The organism is Nostoc sp., from assembly GCF_036917195.1.
In the GTDB taxonomy this organism is placed as follows: domain Bacteria; phylum Cyanobacteriota; class Cyanobacteriia; order Cyanobacteriales; family Nostocaceae; genus Nostoc.
Window position 1 is genome coordinate 1 of the sequence record NZ_JBALDG010000096.1, and the last position, 14,233, is coordinate 14,233.

Sequence of the window (14,233 nt, forward strand, 5' to 3'; positions counted from 1 at the left end):
TCCAGGTGAGGAATGATCTTAATCCGAGTACGAGGCATCGCTGTACACCGATTTTACTTCCCTTAAATAATACTATCTATTGCAACTTGGTATTAGAGGTTGTTTTAAGCTTTTAGAAATCATCCTTTCTTGGTTGCGATCGCTTAACAGGGAAGAAAAAACCAAGCTCTAAGCGCTGAAAACCATATCCCCTATTTTGATTTTTCTGTCAATGCGTAAGTTTTATAAATGTGGTTGTCTAACTTTTTGGAGAATTACTTGGTTTTTCTGACTAAGTAAGTCGCGCCTTGAATCGTTAGTGCGTTACCCTACGCGACAACGCACCAACGATTTAAATTTTTATAACTTACGTAAAAAAACCTCTCAAACTCTTATTCCTTTGCGTCCTCTGCGTCCTCTGTGGTTCGATTTTCCGTTGCTTGTGCATAAGTCCTAATCTTTTAATATAGCTTGAAATATTAGCATCGACTTACTTAATGGGCGTTGCTGAATTATGGGATGATTTTGCCCAATTTAGAAGGAATTTTCAATGATTTCAACCGCTAATTCATCCCGCATTTATGCAACGCCACTTAATGTAGATATTTACTATTGCAACGAATAATCTCCTAAATGTTTTGCTATTTATGAGTTCGCTTTGTTAAGCATCTGCTAAAAGGTAGAGTCAAACAGTGCGCCAGAGTCTTAAAACTGTTACTAATTACAACACCTTTGTTGTACCAAGTGGCGTTGTGGCGATGAAAAAGCGATTTTACAATTGAACAGATCAGATTCATAGGAGCAACAGATGACAAACGAGCGATTGAAGATGCAAGATCCACGTCAGCAATATCCGGGGCCACCCTTCCCTCGTCAGCCGCAGCCTACACCAGGACTGGCTCAAAAGATGAACCCTCAGCCAGATCATGGAGAGGAGAGTTATACAGGATGTGGAAAGCTTGGAAATCGAAAAGCGTTGATTACTGGAGGAGATTCTGGTATCGGGCGTGCCATCGCGATCGCCTTTGCGCGTGAAGGGGCTGATGTGGCAATCTCCTATCTCTCAAGTGAGGAAGCAGATGCACAAGAGGTGATAGAACTGATCGAACAGGCGGGACGCAAAGCTGTTGCTCTTGCTGGTGATATCACGGATGAGAATTTTTGCCGAAAACTTGTGACGGATGCAGTAGAATCTCTGGGCGGTTTAGACATTCTCGTCAACAATGCCGCCGCACAGAGTATTAGTCCCTCCCTTGGCGATATCACCTCCGAGCAGTTCGATAAGGTGCTTAAGACTAATCTCTACGCCCTATTTTGGATTACACAGTCGGCAGTGCCGCACCTAAAACCGGGCGCAGCCATCATTAATACAGCTTCTATTCAGGCGTATGAACCTTCAGAGGGACTTATTGACTATGCGCTCACCAAAGCAGGCATTGTTAATTTCAGCAAAGCACTCTCTAAACAAATGATTGAGAAGGGTGTGCGCGTCAACGTTGTAGCGCCCGGCCCTTTCTGGACTCCGCTACAGCCCAGTGGCGGTCAGACCCAGGAAAAGATTGAGAAATTTGGCTCCACAGTTCCATTGGGACGGCCCGGACAGCCTGTAGAGATCGCTCCTGTATACGTACTGCTTGCTTCACAGGAGGCAAGCTACATCACAGGAGAGGTTTATGGCATAACAGGTGGTGTCGGTATTGCCTAATGTCTGTTATGCTGTTGATGAACCGAAGCAGTTACCCCCATCCCTGAACAGTCGTACCACCGAAGATCCCTCGGTTCACCTCACTCGTGAAGATGCCGTAGGGGAAGGCGGGATCAAGCATACTGCTCTGGTTTAGCACCTGGAACTGTTCCGGGGTGAGGCGGATATCCAGCGAGTCCAGATTGTCGTGCAGTTGTTCGAGCTTGCTAGCACCCAGAATGGGCGAGGTAATGCCAGACTGCGCCGAAACCCAGGCGAGGGCGACCTGCGCCAGTGGGCGTTCGACTTGTGTGGCAACTGTCCGAAGCGTGTCGAGGACACGCCAGTTACGATCAGTAAACTTCTGATTACCGAAGGGATTACTGCCACTGAGCCGTCCCTGTCCGCTAGCTCCTTCGCCTTGGCGCTGGTACTTGCCAGCAAGAAAGCCGCCAGCAAGCGGACTCCAGGGACAGATGCCGAGTCCACAGTCACGGGCAGCGGGCAAATGTTCACGCTCGATGCTGCGTTCGGTGAGAGAGTATTCCAGCTGCAAGGCAATCGGTGCGGGAACACCCTGCACTGTAGCAAGTGCGGCTGCCTTGGCAGTATACCAGGCGGGCACATCTGAGAATCCGAAATAGCGGATCTTGCCAGCACGCACCAGATCACCGAACGACTGTAGCACCTCTTCGACAGGCGTGACTAGATCCCAGGCGTGCATCCAATAGAGGTCAATGTAATCGGTGCGTAGCCGACGTAGCGATCCCTCGATTGCCCGGTACATGTTCTTACGTCCGTTGCCGCCCGCATTCGGGTTGCCCGGTTCGCCGTTGTGAAAGGTAAATTTGGTTGCAAGCACCAGTTGGTCGCGCAGGCTGCGATCGGCAATATAGCCACCGATTAGTTCTTCGCTGCTACCCTTTGCATATACGTCAGCAGTATCGATGAAGTTGCCGCCTGCCTCAACATAGGTATGGAAGATAGACGCACAAACATCGTCGGGCGCACCCCATCGCGGAGTACCGAAGGTCATAGTGCCGAGGGCAAGCGGGCTGACGATTAAGCCGGAGCGACCAAGGGTGCGAAAGGCAGTGAGACTCATGGGATTTCTCCTTTAACTGAAACAAAAAGGTCTATGGAAGTGTTTTGTCTCTACTAATAAAGCTCAAGATAGAGAAAAATGACGAGACAGAAAAAGGGAATAGAGAAAATTATCAGGCGTCCAAAAAAGGACGGAGTGAAGGATGAGGTGTCATCACCGATGCCACTACTGGCTCCAGTAATGGCAATGACTTTATTTTCTACATGAAACATGGTTATTTTCCCTTATATTGAGGTTGATTTGAATTTTGGATGTGTTCATCGTATGAGTAAGTGCAAAGGTTTGGAATACACAGACCTCGCGCTTTATTGCCTAATTCTCCAAATTAAAGTTTTATGGATAGATATCGATGTTCTACAATGCTTAAAAGAGGATGATTAAATTAATCGAAAAACATTGTGACGAGCGAAATCATCAACCAAGTCAAAAACCGAAGTGCGATCGCTCATCAATGTAAAGAATTGGCAGCACTAGTCACTCGTCACACTGATGGCAAAGGGAACGGTTTTCATAAAACAGCTATTGAGCAGCTGGAATTTCAGCGAGAATCTTCTGTTTTTGCTGCACTACAGGGTATCTGCGAACCTATTCTCGCCATCCTTGTTCAGGGGAAAAAGGAAGCGTTGTTGGGTGAAGAAACCTATCGTTATGGCGCGGCTCAATATCTGGTCGTCTCAGTTGATTTGCCATTGAGCGCATTTATTATTGAGGCAACCCCAGACCAACCGTATTTAGGATTCAAACTGAATTTAGATCCACGTCAACTCTGCGATATTATTACTGCTCAAACCAGTGCGATTGAGGATAAAAAGAAGAACTCTGTTAGAGGCTTATTTGTCAGCACGGTTGATACACCATTGCTCGATTGCGCTCTCAGACTGACGCGGCTTTTGGATACGCCACAGGATATTCCGATTCTTGCACCACTGATTATTGGCGAAATTTACTATCGCCTTTTAATGGGTGAACAAGGGGAAGCTGTCCGCCAGATTGCCACATCTGGCAGCAATATGCAGCGCATCGCTGAAGTAATAAAATTGATCAAGGCTGATTTCACTAAGCCGATGCGGGTTGAGGAACTGGCTGGGCAGGCCGGTATGTCTCCTTCATCTTTCTATCACCATTTCAAGTTAGTGACATCAATGAGTCCACTTCAGTATCAAAAGCAACTAAGACTATTAGAAGCACGTCGCTTAATGCTTGCCGAAAACTCTGATGCCGTCAATGCTGCCTATCAGGTGGGTTATGAAAGCCCCTCACAGTTTAGCCGCGAATATTCCCGAATGTTCGGTGCGCCACCAATCAGAAATGTTGAACGTTTACGCACGGTCTGAGCGTAGACTGTCTGGTTAGCCCAAGTAATTTTTGCATCTAAGGTCAAAGACAAGTTTTAGAGGGTGTTTGAAAAGTTTTGAAGGGTCAAATTCTATGCTAATCGTCTTACCATGATCCGGATTATGGCAAGGTAGATAAACGTCTCCGATGTTTCCGGCAATAACTCAACGTCTGCTGACCAATCGCCGACAGCCGATTACCCAATCAAAGGTACGTTCGATTCGCCACAAGTTAAGGTTTTTGAGGTTTTGTCAACAACCAGTATAAAACAATTCAAAAGGCTGAGAAACTTGTCACAATAAGTTTTCTGGCTTCTAGACTATACTTTGTCTAAAGATAGACATACTTTTTTCGCTGTAATATCTTCCTCACTTGAGAAGCTGTTAATTTAATTCCCGTTTTTTCTTCTAAATATGTAGCTAATCTTTCTCCTGTCCATTTGCCAAATTAATATCCTAAATCACTTGGTTCTTTTTGTACAGTTTCTATTAATTTATCCAGATATTCTTGTGTAGCCTTTCTATATTCCTTTTTCTTCTGCCAAGAGTTGTTCGCGTAGCGTCTCCCTTTGGGAGAAGGAGAAAATAGTCGTTTTAGGCATTATCTGGCTCGACTGCATCGTAGAACTGTTTTTTATTTTAAATCAGAAGAAATGCTTAGGCTTTTTATTCGCTTAGTAATACATTATCTGAACTATGGTTCAGTGACACTCAAGATGTCCTGCTCTTTTCTGATGCAGCGATCGCCTAATTCATATTTTGATTCAGCAACGCCGAAAGTTCTAATTCTTTAGTCTATCGGGGCACTACAGACGATGGAGTAGGGATCATCGTAAAAATGCTCAAGCAAGATTATCCCTCACCTCAAGAACTGACCCGTTACAGACAGGAATATAAAATTACCCGTTTGCTCAATCTGAAAGGAGTTGTCAAGGCATACAGCCAGCAGGACTATCAACGCACTCTGGTGATCCCTCTTTTGTTACTACGGGGAAAGTATAATCAGGGAGAAAAGCGAAAACAGTAAGTAAGAGTGATGGTTACGCCGCGCAGACAAGCAGTAAGCACAGTGGCATTCATAGATAACTATTGCCAACACTGTAGCCGTTATCTGAAGATGTGAGGCATTTTGAAGCATTCAAATATTTACACTTGGGGATGCTATCATAAATCCGGTATAAATCGCTGCCAGACGGCGTTTTCAAGCACAAACCGTCATCGGATTGGGCTATGGAGGGCAACTACTGGCTCAACAGGAATTAGGATGGGATAGAAATACTATTTCTAAAGGGATTAAAGAATTAACTAGTGGTATTACTTGTGTAGATAATTATTCAGCAAAGGGGCGTTATCTAGAGGCTTGTCTTTGATCGCAGATGTTAGAGACGGCGATCGCCCCTGATCATGGCTTTTAGCCAACTACCAACTTGACAGTAAGCAGAGATGATTTCCAGTACTTCAAGAGAAGAAATGCCCTGCTCCCTTATCAAATCCAATTTCAGATTAACCTGAATGACCAAAATAGTTTTATGATTTTCTACAAAAGCATATTTGAAATTATTTTGGCAGTATACCAAAATATTCTCAAGCTCATTCTGGAATATGGTGAATTACTTAAAAGTGATTCGTGGAATCCGAATATTGAACGTGAAGGTTCTTCCAGGGTTAAAAAAAGTACAGGGAGATGAAAAGTATGGCTAAACAACCATTTCATGACCAACTGAGTTTAGAGGAACAAGCTGAGAAACTTGGAAAGCAAGCAATCAGTTTGGGTATAATTCCAAGCTTTGTGGTGCATTACTTTCCAGATACTTGGGTATTTTATATACCTAATGAAAATCAATCAGAAGCGCTGACACCAGAAGAGGCATACCTTCGTTTAAAGCAACTGGTTAAACAGTAGATATTTTAACGACAGATTTTTAAAGATAACAGCTTGGTACTGTAATCGTTAAGTAACAGTAGTTATGGCGAAACCTGCAATTTTAACCGTCGATGATGATCCAGAAGTGTTGCAAGCAGTGTCACGAGACTTGCGGCATCAGTATGGCGATCGCTTCCGCATTGTGCGGGCAAATTCTGGTATTACTGCTCTGGACGCGGTGCAGCAACTCAAATTACGGAATGAAGCAGTTGCTCTATTTTTGGTGGATCAAAGAATGCCCCAAATGGGAGGTGTGGAGTTCCTTGAACAGGCAAAAGGCATTTTTCCTGATGCGAAACGTGCTTTGCTGACGGCCTATGCAGATACGGATGCTGCTATTAAGTCAATTAATAGTGCCAGACTTGATTATTACTTACTCAAGCCCTGGAATCCACCAGAAGAACGGCTATATCCGGTTTTGGATGATTTGCTAGATGACTGGCTAGCTGGATTCCACCCCCCCTTTGAAGGGATTCGAGTAATTGGTAATCGTTGGTCGCCTATCTCGCATCAGGCGAAAGACTTCCTGGCGCGTAACCAGATTCCTTATAAATGGTTAGATATTGAACTGGAGCCAGATGCAGTAAAATTAGTGGAATACGCAGAAGCTGATGGCAGACAACAATTGCCCTTAGTGCTGTTTCCCGATGGTTCCCGATTAATCCAACCATCTAATTTAGAGATTGCCGCTAAAATTGGACTACAAACCCAGGCAGAACGTCCCTTTTATGACTTGGCGATCGTCGGTGGTGGCCCTGCCGGATTAGCAGCCGCTGTCTATGGCGCTTCTGAAGGACTGAGTACGGTCTTAATTGAGCGTGAAGCACCGGGCGGACAAGCAGGCACGAGTTCACGCATTGAGAACTATCTGGGGTTTCCTGTTGGCTTGAGCGGCAGTGATTTGGCAAGGCGGGGAGTTACTCAGGCGCGACGATTTGGGGTAGAGATTCTTACTCCTCAAGTAGTAACTGGAGTTAGGCTGCAAGATCCTTATCGGGTTTTGCAATTGGCGGATGGCAGCGAGATTAGTTGTCATGCACTTTTAGTTGCAACTGGCGTTTCCTACCGTTGGCTAAATGTCCCAGGAGCCGAGAAGCTGACAGGGGCAGGAATTTATTATGGTGCTGCGATGACTGAGGCGATCACCTGTAGCAATGAGGAGGTTTATCTCATAGGCGGGGCAAACTCTGCTGGACAGGCAGCTATGCACTTTTCTAAGTATGCCAGCAAAGTGATCATATTAGTGCGGGGTGAGTCACTCTCATCAAGTATGTCCCAATATCTGATTGACCAAATTGCGGCTACTGCAAATATCAAAGTATGCACCAGTTGCAGCGTTGTAGAAGTGAAGGGAAATGAACATCTAGAAGAAATTGTGATTGCCCATGCCAAGACTGGACAAACTGAAACTGTGCCAGCGCGATCGCTTTTTATCTTCATCGGTGCTAGCCCTAAAACTGATTGGCTTGATGGTGTTATTCGACGCGATGCTCAGGGGTTTATCATCACAGGCCCCGACTTGATGCATAATGGCAAATCTCCTCCAAGTTGGCGTTTGGAACGCTCACCTTTTTTACTAGAAGCCAGCGTTCCTGGCATCTTTGCAGCCGGAGATGTGCGATCCGGGTCAATTAAGCGGGTTGCATCCAGTGTGGGTGAAGGTTCGATCGCCATTCAATTCGTTCACCGCTACCTGAGCAATGTTTAGTTGAAGCGGAAAAAACTAAGGAGGTTAATTGATGTTGTGTATTGAAGAATTGATCAACCTAGACCCATTTCAACAGCTTCCTAAAGAGCAATTGGAGTGGGTTTGCGATCGCGCTCAAACGGTTGAACTCCATGCTGGAGAAGTGTTGGCACATGAGGGAGATCCTGCACACGGCTTATTTATCCTAATCAAAGGTAAAATTAATCTTACCCGCCGCAGTCAAGGAGTTGAAATTCCCATCGGGCAACATCAAGCCCCATCCTTTTTTGGTGAAATTCCAGTCCTCACAGATGAACCTGTACCTGTGACAATGCGGGCATTGACAAATTGCAGTCTTTATGAAGTAAAAGGAGAAGACTTTTGCAAACTGCTGCATGAATATCGTGATTTTGAACGAATGATTTTCCGTATTATGCAACGTCGTGTCCGGGGGCTAGAGTCTTTCATTCGTGGGCGAGAAAAGATGGCAGCTTTAGGGACACTTGCTGCTGGTCTAGCTCACGAACTCAACAACCCAGCCGCAGCCCTCGTTCGGACTTTAGGGGAAATGCCAGCCGCCATCTTAGAGTTACAACGAATGAACTTAGTTTATGGGCAACGCAATGTTGAGGAAGCGCATACTCAACACTGGTTGAGAATACGCGATCAGGGCTATGATGCGATTTTGAATAATCGCCTAGATCCGGTAACATTAAGTGATCGCGAAACCGTGTTGCTGGAATGGTTAGAAAATTATGGTGTAAACCAGGCATGGAAATTAGCAGAACCTTTAGCAGAAGGCGGTGTTGAGGTAGAAACCTTAGATGATCTCATGGAACGTTGGCGCAACGACGACACTGAATTGCGAGAAATGGGATTGCACTGGTTATCGCTCTCGTTTGAAGTCATGTCAATGATTAAACATGGTTTGCGAGGAGCCGAGAGAATTTCCGAACTTGTGCAAGCGATGAAGTCTTATACTTACTTAGATCAAGGTGTTCAGCAAGAAGTGAATGTGCATCAAGGTTTAGAAGATACATTGCGATTATTTGCTCATCAACTCAAATGTGGCATCCAAGTACAACGCAATTACGATCAACATCTTCCTAAAATCCTTGCTTATGGCAGCGAACTGAATCAGGTATGGACGAACTTAATTGACAACGCCATAGATGCAATGGATGGTAAGGGACTGCTGGAAATTATAACACACCATTGCGATCGCTTTGCCCATATTGACATCATCGATTCTGGTAGTGGAATTCCACCTGAAATTAAAACCCGCATTTTTGAACCTTTCTTCACTACTAAATCAGTGGGGCATGGTTCAGGACTCGGTTTGGAAACCGTTCGCCGGATTGTAGAAAATCGCCATCACGGTACACTCTCATTTGAGTCGCAGCCAGGTAGAACTTGTTTCACTATTTGCTTACCTAAGTCAAATAAATGAATTATTCTTGACTCTAAAAATTTTGTGTTTCATGTCAGTCTACAATCTAAAAATGGAAAATATAAGTACAATTTAATCCTAGAATATCTAAAATTAACTATGAAGAAATCATGATATTGGAGGAGGGCAATTCTCTTTTTATGCTTTTAACAACAGCGCTAAAGGTGAAAATGACGACTCAGTTGGAGGTTCCTTGAATGGTTTAAAGTTGATATTTTCAGATTATGCTGAACCTGTACCTTCCATCCTCAAAGTTTTGGAAAATGAAAGCATTTATCGAGATGATATTTTTGATCGCCAACCAATAGCTAGTTCTTGAGGAAATGGTCGAGTCACCTTAATCGGAGATGCAGCACATCCTGTCCAACCAAATCTTGGACAAGGGGGTTGTATGACAATAGAAGATGCGTTTGAACTTGTGAAGTTAGGTTACAAATCTTACTAACGGCAACCAAGTAGTGTGACTGTTGCGTCAATTTGAGCAAAGTCGTAGCAAACGAGTTACTCGTGTATTTACTACTTCTCACTAGGTTGGTCAGCTTGGACAAACTACCTCTGCAATGGGATGTATGCTCCGCGACTGGATTTACAAGCTTACTCCCACCTGGTTAGCTGACTTGCAATTTAAATGGTTGTTTGATTACCAACCTGATTGAGAATAATAGCTCCCTTGAGTAATTCAAACAGGCAGAGAAACAACTAACATCATGCACTGGCGACAGTTTCAAGACAACTTTTATTTGGACTACTTCTATACCCCAGCCTTTGATGCCTTTGCTATCTTCTGGGCTTTTTCAAAAGCCAGATGATTCCGGCATTTTACCTGTGATCTACCTGTTTTAACCAAGCCACTTTTGAGTAATTCTTCTTGAAAGCTGATTTCAGTTGTGAGAATTGAGTGTTGACTCAGGGAAGTAGCAAGGGCAATTCTCTACATACTTTGTCCGAAAGCGATCGCTTTGGATCTTTGGGTTGATTAACTTGTGATGGCAGAAAATTAGTTAACATTGGTATTCACTCCAAACTAATTCTCCATAACCCGTCTTGCGGATTGGACAGTTGCAATTGACCATTAATGCTGTCAGACCAATCATTGCCATATAGCAACCCAACACTGAATATATTATTTACAGGATATTGCCCTAGTTTTCCAAAACCTTCAATAGTGTTTGAGTCAGTGATTACCTGCTGGTTCAACTTTATGGTTGTTTGGTTTCCGTCACCAAAATAAATTGTCGCTCGTTTGTTGTGAAAGCTTACCTGAACTTTGTAGACACCACCTGTTGCATAATAGTAAGCCTTAGCAGGCAGCTTTTTACCATCAATATTTTGCCCTTTAAACTCAACGGCTATAACAGGCGTGCTTAGTACCAATAGGACTGGCAGGAGTAAACCTAAAACTTTCATTGGTAGTAATAAACACTTTCAATCGAACTACTTTCTACTTTAAAACATAAAACTAATTTTTGGGTTAACTAGCGATTGTTTAGTTTGAATTCAGAACTTTAAAGAAAGATAAAAGTGACTTTTAGTATATAGGACTTACGCAAAATTTGCCGAAAAGCTTAATTTATCGTAAATACGTAGTGGCGCAGGCTACCAATATTTCTACGAGAGGCTTTGCGTTGGTGTTGGCAAAGCCTCTCGTAGAGAAGAATCGTAGAGTGTGCGTAAGTTCAGGTTTAAATGGTTTTTAAACTTCGCTTGATATCAAGTCCGCGTAATTAGTTATGATTCCCACAGTCATTGCACTCCACACGCCAGATGCTTCATTTGGGAAGACCCCAGACGCTCAATGATTAGCGTATTTTTCTTGCTGCTTTAGAAGCTGTGCTATTCGATCAAATCCAAAAGGGAGGATTAGGCAGGTTAGCATAAAGCTTAGTTAGATTTTTCACATCGTGTTGAAACCAGTTATGAATCCATAAACAGTACTGCTCAATAGCTTGTAGCTCAGTTAGATTACCTAAGAATTCCGACGCTATCGAATGGCTAACCCAAATCCCAGACATAATTGCTTTGAGAACACCATGACTTGATGTCGGATCAAGTATCATTGCTGCATCCCCAACGATAAAGTAACCGCTTCCAGCCAATTGTGAAACAATTCGCCAACTGACATCAGATGCTCGCATTCGTTGGAAAATTTTCAATCCAAGGAATTCATTGGGGAGCCAGTCTTTTGGGATTTTCTGTGTTCCAAATGATAAACGCGTCCATTGATAAAGTTGCGTAGGCGTAGCCCGTCGTAGACATCGCACTTTCGCAGTCCACGTCCAACCGTAGGAATCAGCAACGATCGCTGGAGCAATATCTCTAGCTGAACATTCCCCTGTTACATAACCATAATAGGCAATCAGACGCGGAGAGTGATATTGGATTTCTAACCCTAATTCTTGAGCAAGCCAATGATTACCTCCGCCAGCATCAATGATTTTAGCTGCCCGAAAAGTTCCAAGGGATGTCTCAACACCAATTACTCTGCACCCATCCATTAGTAAGTGGGAAGCATAGCAAGGTTGTATAACTTTGACACCGATGGCTCTGGCTTGATTAAGCAAAATCGCATCAAAATCGGCTCTCCAAGCTTGAAATCCCAGCCATACTCCCGAATCGTCTTCGCCAAAGCGGACAAACTCCCTTGCGCCTGACCACTGCACCCAATTTCCAGTGTGACGAAGAAAGCCAGCTTCTAATACTCGCTCAAGTACTCCTAACTGTTTAAGTAGTGGTTCTACACCAGGGTGTAATGTTTCACCAGGATGTGTACGAGGAAATGGCTTTGACTCAATCAGGACAACTTTTAAGCCGAGTTGGGTGCACCTAATAGCGGTAGCACAACCAGCTGGGCCAGCTCCAACTACAAGCACATCAAAATTAGACACGTCTTCTAGACCAACTTCCATTACCGCGTTTCAACAGAATATTGACTGGTGTAACAAACAAAGTCACAGTTTCTTCGATTTCAACCAAGGGAAAAAATCTGGAGCGGTTACTAAAGAATAGGCAGGTACGTTGCGAGGAATTGCCACCGCCAATTCTGGACATATTGCTTCAATCCACCCATCGCCTGTAAAGTCAAGGTAATGTTGAGCATCGTAATCACCTGCTTTCACAACCGCTTCCACATCTTTCTGGTCGTTAAGATTTTCTTCTTGACCATTAGGGAATATTTTATGGCGGACATGAACATATTCTGGAGCATGTCTTGCTCCTGTCGTTTCATCCGCAGGTATTGCTAGGCTAGAAGATAGGGTTGGACTATCCGGTGGAACTTTAAAGGTGAGCAGCTTTCCTTGATAAGTAGCTGCTTCAATCAGATTTGGGTGAACAACTGGAACTAAAAGCCCTGTGCCAAAGTCAGACGCTGTTGTGAATTCAGCAATCCCTTCTGTAAAAATAAATGGTGGGTTGCTAATGTCTGGCTCATCCCACCCTGTGTTTTGTAACACTAAATGAATCCGCCGTAGTTTTTGATTGACATGATGAGCATTTAAAGCTACTTGTAAGTCAAAGCCACGAATGCATTCTGTGCCGTTGAATAGCTTGTGAACGGGAACCCAGAATAGTTTAGTATCATCTCCATCTTGAAAACGTAACGGTCCAAAGGTATCTCGATTTCCGTTGCGTTGAACTGCAATATAGGCAGAATAACGTGCTGGTAAGACGCGAAAAGTTTCTTTTAAATCTCCTTCAACAGCAGGTAGAAATCCGCGTAATTTGTCATTATATAGCGCTTGAGCGGTTCCAACTCGCGCTACACCTGTGCGCGAAAAACAAATATCAGCGTGCTGGCGGTGAACAGTTTCCGATGCCGGACGATACTCAAAGGCAAACACAGCGATCGCTAATGGTTGTCTTTGAGCTATAACTTGCAAATCTTGCAAAGAAGGAGGCTGCACGCCGTAAACATAATTTTCAATGATTTCGAGTTCTGCTAGCGTTGGATATGCGCTTAGATTGGCACTCACGATATTGGGTGAAGCCAAGGCATGAAACAATAAGCTTCGAGACGGATTTCCTGCTTCTATTGCTCGTTTTCCTTCAAAGGCAAAATCTTCAAATCCTGCAATTTGACGATTGATAGCAGGTAATTCCCTAGTTAATTCCTGCTGGAGGTTTATTGCTGTAATATCTAACCCTTGCTGGAGTAGTAAGTCTCGCCAGCCAACAGAGGCTAGGCGAGAGCAAACCTCTTTAACTTCATCAATGAGAGCCATAACTTCTATCCTCTAATTTGATCGTAAGCAAGATTAATCCTATTTTTCACTGAACACACCACTATCAGTCTCAAAAATCACAGGACAAAATCTTAATTTCACTAACTATATTCAAAGCAGTTTTACTAAGTAATTTACTCTAAATGAGGTGTCTAATAGTTATGTGCTTACCTTTAACTAATAAGAACTACAAAATTTATGTTTTTTGTACTCAAGCTAGTATTTTGTCCTAATTATAGTTAAATCAGCCCAAAGGAGATGGTACCCTTTAAGGTACTTCTTGGAAAAATAATTATTGCTCATCTAATGAGTACAGGAGAAGCAAGAGAGAAATGTAGCTTATGCAGCTAGAATGCAAGTTTAATATGGGATTGGCGCTCCGTTCACCCCCCCTTAATGTAAATAGAGAGATTCGCTTGTAGTAAGGACTTCAGTTTTCCAAGCTTGGGTGCGATCGCAAAGCAGCTAAAACAGTGCTTTTAAGTAATGCAGCCCCACTAACAACCGACTCGACAATGTTGGGCGGCCTAGATATGTTGTGGTTGCTGTCCTAAATTCTTACTCAAAATACTGCCAATCCAAAGCCAGAGCCACTTTTACTAACGGATGTTGTAGATTTAGTTGACTCTTCAATAAAGGTTGTTTAATTCCTTCTACTGGTGTCCTATTTTCCCCAAAATTACCACTCATGTTCACCTGCTTTTTCAAGCTTTGGAAGATTTTCTGGCAATCTTACACATAGTTTCTCTCTCGGAACTCCCTCTTAATACTGGCTTTCATCTATTTTTCAGGGACGACTAAATAGTTTGCCAGACTATGAATGCTATGGTAAGTGAATATATCTACAATC

The 14,233-nt window shown here is 43.6% G+C and carries 15 protein-coding genes and 4 pseudogenes; 11 read left to right on the top strand and 8 right to left on the bottom strand.

All coding sequences use genetic code 11. The features are described 5' to 3' along the window. Positions 1 to 787: 787 nt before the first annotated feature. Positions 788 to 1,684, top strand: coding sequence for an SDR family oxidoreductase (locus V7K40_RS32285; RefSeq protein WP_334966960.1), 897 nt, complete (start codon positions 788 to 790; stop codon positions 1,682 to 1,684). Between the two features lie 31 nt (positions 1,685 to 1,715). On the opposite strand, the gene V7K40_RS32290 is transcribed toward V7K40_RS32285, so the two are convergent. Both V7K40_RS32290 and V7K40_RS32295 read right to left on the bottom strand, forming a co-directional pair. Continuing rightward, positions 1,716 to 2,768 (bottom strand): aldo/keto reductase, encoded by a 1,053-nt coding sequence (locus V7K40_RS32290; protein ID WP_334966961.1) that lies wholly within the window; start codon positions 2,766 to 2,768, stop codon positions 1,716 to 1,718. Positions 2,769 to 2,821: 53 nt separating this feature from the next. Then, positions 2,822 to 2,980 carry a hypothetical protein gene (locus V7K40_RS32295; RefSeq protein WP_334966962.1) on the bottom strand — a complete coding sequence of 53 codons (159 nt, stop codon included), beginning with the start codon at positions 2,978 to 2,980 and terminating at the stop codon, positions 2,822 to 2,824. A gap of 183 nt (positions 2,981 to 3,163) precedes the next feature. Between V7K40_RS32295 and V7K40_RS32300 the strand changes: the two genes are divergently transcribed. Next, complete coding sequence (locus V7K40_RS32300; RefSeq protein WP_334967002.1) at positions 3,164 to 4,102, top strand: AraC family transcriptional regulator; 939 nt, start codon at positions 3,164 to 3,166, stop codon at positions 4,100 to 4,102. A 331-nt stretch (positions 4,103 to 4,433) separates the two neighbouring features. On the opposite strand, the pseudogene V7K40_RS32305 reads toward V7K40_RS32300, so the two are convergent. Next, positions 4,434 to 4,538, bottom strand: a pseudogene (locus V7K40_RS32305) (winged helix-turn-helix domain-containing protein); the annotation flags it as partial. Between the two features lie 139 nt (positions 4,539 to 4,677). Here V7K40_RS32305 and V7K40_RS32310 point away from each other — a divergent pair. From V7K40_RS32310 to V7K40_RS32325, 4 genes and pseudogenes are all read left to right on the top strand, one after another. Beyond that, positions 4,678 to 4,896: pseudogene (locus tag V7K40_RS32310) on the top strand (hypothetical protein); the annotation flags it as partial. A gap of 44 nt (positions 4,897 to 4,940) precedes the next feature. Further along, positions 4,941 to 5,129: a hypothetical protein gene (locus V7K40_RS32315; protein WP_334966963.1), complete on the top strand. Its 189-nt coding sequence runs from the start codon at positions 4,941 to 4,943 to the stop codon at positions 5,127 to 5,129. Between the two features lie 6 nt (positions 5,130 to 5,135). Then, positions 5,136 to 5,269 (top strand): annotated as a pseudogene (locus V7K40_RS32320) (IS701 family transposase); the annotation flags it as partial. 14 nt (positions 5,270 to 5,283) lie between these two features. Continuing rightward, positions 5,284 to 5,451, top strand: a pseudogene (locus V7K40_RS32325) (ISAzo13 family transposase); the annotation flags it as partial. A gap of 30 nt (positions 5,452 to 5,481) precedes the next feature. On the opposite strand, the gene V7K40_RS32330 reads toward V7K40_RS32325, so the two are convergent. Further along, positions 5,482 to 5,679 (bottom strand): hypothetical protein, encoded by a 198-nt coding sequence (locus V7K40_RS32330; RefSeq protein ID WP_334966964.1) that lies wholly within the window; start codon positions 5,677 to 5,679, stop codon positions 5,482 to 5,484. A 116-nt stretch (positions 5,680 to 5,795) separates the two neighbouring features. Here V7K40_RS32330 and V7K40_RS32335 point away from each other — a divergent pair, with 116 nt between their 5' ends. From V7K40_RS32335 to V7K40_RS32355, 5 genes are all read left to right on the top strand, one after another. Next, positions 5,796 to 6,005, top strand: coding sequence for a hypothetical protein (locus V7K40_RS32335; RefSeq protein ID WP_334966965.1), 210 nt, complete (start codon positions 5,796 to 5,798; stop codon positions 6,003 to 6,005). A 64-nt stretch (positions 6,006 to 6,069) separates the two neighbouring features. Beyond that, positions 6,070 to 7,734, top strand: coding sequence for an FAD-dependent oxidoreductase (locus V7K40_RS32340; RefSeq protein ID WP_334966966.1), 1,665 nt, complete (start codon positions 6,070 to 6,072; stop codon positions 7,732 to 7,734). Positions 7,735 to 7,765: 31 nt separating this feature from the next. Beyond that, positions 7,766 to 9,163: an ATP-binding protein gene (locus V7K40_RS32345; RefSeq protein WP_334966967.1), complete on the top strand. Its 1,398-nt coding sequence runs from the start codon at positions 7,766 to 7,768 to the stop codon at positions 9,161 to 9,163. A gap of 193 nt (positions 9,164 to 9,356) precedes the next feature. Next, entirely contained in the window at positions 9,357 to 9,482 is a 126-nt protein-coding gene (locus V7K40_RS32350) for a hypothetical protein (protein WP_334966968.1), read from the top strand. A 21-nt stretch (positions 9,483 to 9,503) separates the two neighbouring features. Then, positions 9,504 to 9,608 (top strand): hypothetical protein, encoded by a 105-nt coding sequence (locus V7K40_RS32355; RefSeq protein WP_334967003.1) that lies wholly within the window; start codon positions 9,504 to 9,506, stop codon positions 9,606 to 9,608. Between the two features lie 569 nt (positions 9,609 to 10,177). Here V7K40_RS32355 and V7K40_RS32360 read toward each other — a convergent pair. From V7K40_RS32360 to V7K40_RS32375, 4 genes are all read right to left on the bottom strand, one after another. Further along, positions 10,178 to 10,570: a hypothetical protein gene (locus V7K40_RS32360; RefSeq protein ID WP_334966969.1), complete on the bottom strand. Its 393-nt coding sequence runs from the start codon at positions 10,568 to 10,570 to the stop codon at positions 10,178 to 10,180. Between the two features lie 434 nt (positions 10,571 to 11,004). Further along, positions 11,005 to 12,069, bottom strand: a complete 1,065-nt coding sequence (locus tag V7K40_RS32365; protein WP_334966970.1) for an NAD(P)/FAD-dependent oxidoreductase — start codon at positions 12,067 to 12,069, stop codon at positions 11,005 to 11,007. Positions 12,070 to 12,111: 42 nt separating this feature from the next. Next, entirely contained in the window at positions 12,112 to 13,383 is a 1,272-nt protein-coding gene (locus tag V7K40_RS32370) for a hypothetical protein (RefSeq protein ID WP_334966971.1), read from the bottom strand. Positions 13,384 to 13,941: 558 nt separating this feature from the next. Further along, positions 13,942 to 14,073, bottom strand: coding sequence for a hypothetical protein (locus tag V7K40_RS32375; RefSeq protein WP_334966972.1), 132 nt, complete (start codon positions 14,071 to 14,073; stop codon positions 13,942 to 13,944). Between the last annotated feature and the right edge of the window lie 160 nt (positions 14,074 to 14,233).

Coding starts and splice junctions, on each gene's coding strand:
- V7K40_RS32340 (WP_334966966.1), top strand. CDS start 6,070: ATGGCGAAACCTGCAATTTTAACCGTCGATGATGATCCAGAAGTGTTG.
- V7K40_RS32315 (WP_334966963.1), top strand. CDS start 4,941: ATGCTCAAGCAAGATTATCCCTCACCTCAAGAACTGACCCGTTACAGA.
- V7K40_RS32335 (WP_334966965.1), top strand. CDS start 5,796: ATGGCTAAACAACCATTTCATGACCAACTGAGTTTAGAGGAACAAGCT.
- V7K40_RS32370 (WP_334966971.1), bottom strand. CDS start 13,383: ATGGCTCTCATTGATGAAGTTAAAGAGGTTTGCTCTCGCCTAGCCTCT.
- V7K40_RS32365 (WP_334966970.1), bottom strand. CDS start 12,069: ATGGAAGTTGGTCTAGAAGACGTGTCTAATTTTGATGTGCTTGTAGTT.
- V7K40_RS32360 (WP_334966969.1), bottom strand. CDS start 10,570: ATGAAAGTTTTAGGTTTACTCCTGCCAGTCCTATTGGTACTAAGCACG.
- V7K40_RS32295 (WP_334966962.1), bottom strand. CDS start 2,980: ATGTTTCATGTAGAAAATAAAGTCATTGCCATTACTGGAGCCAGTAGT.
- V7K40_RS32345 (WP_334966967.1), top strand. CDS start 7,766: ATGTTGTGTATTGAAGAATTGATCAACCTAGACCCATTTCAACAGCTT.
- V7K40_RS32285 (WP_334966960.1), top strand. CDS start 788: ATGACAAACGAGCGATTGAAGATGCAAGATCCACGTCAGCAATATCCG.
- V7K40_RS32290 (WP_334966961.1), bottom strand. CDS start 2,768: ATGAGTCTCACTGCCTTTCGCACCCTTGGTCGCTCCGGCTTAATCGTC.
- V7K40_RS32375 (WP_334966972.1), bottom strand. CDS start 14,073: ATGAGTGGTAATTTTGGGGAAAATAGGACACCAGTAGAAGGAATTAAA.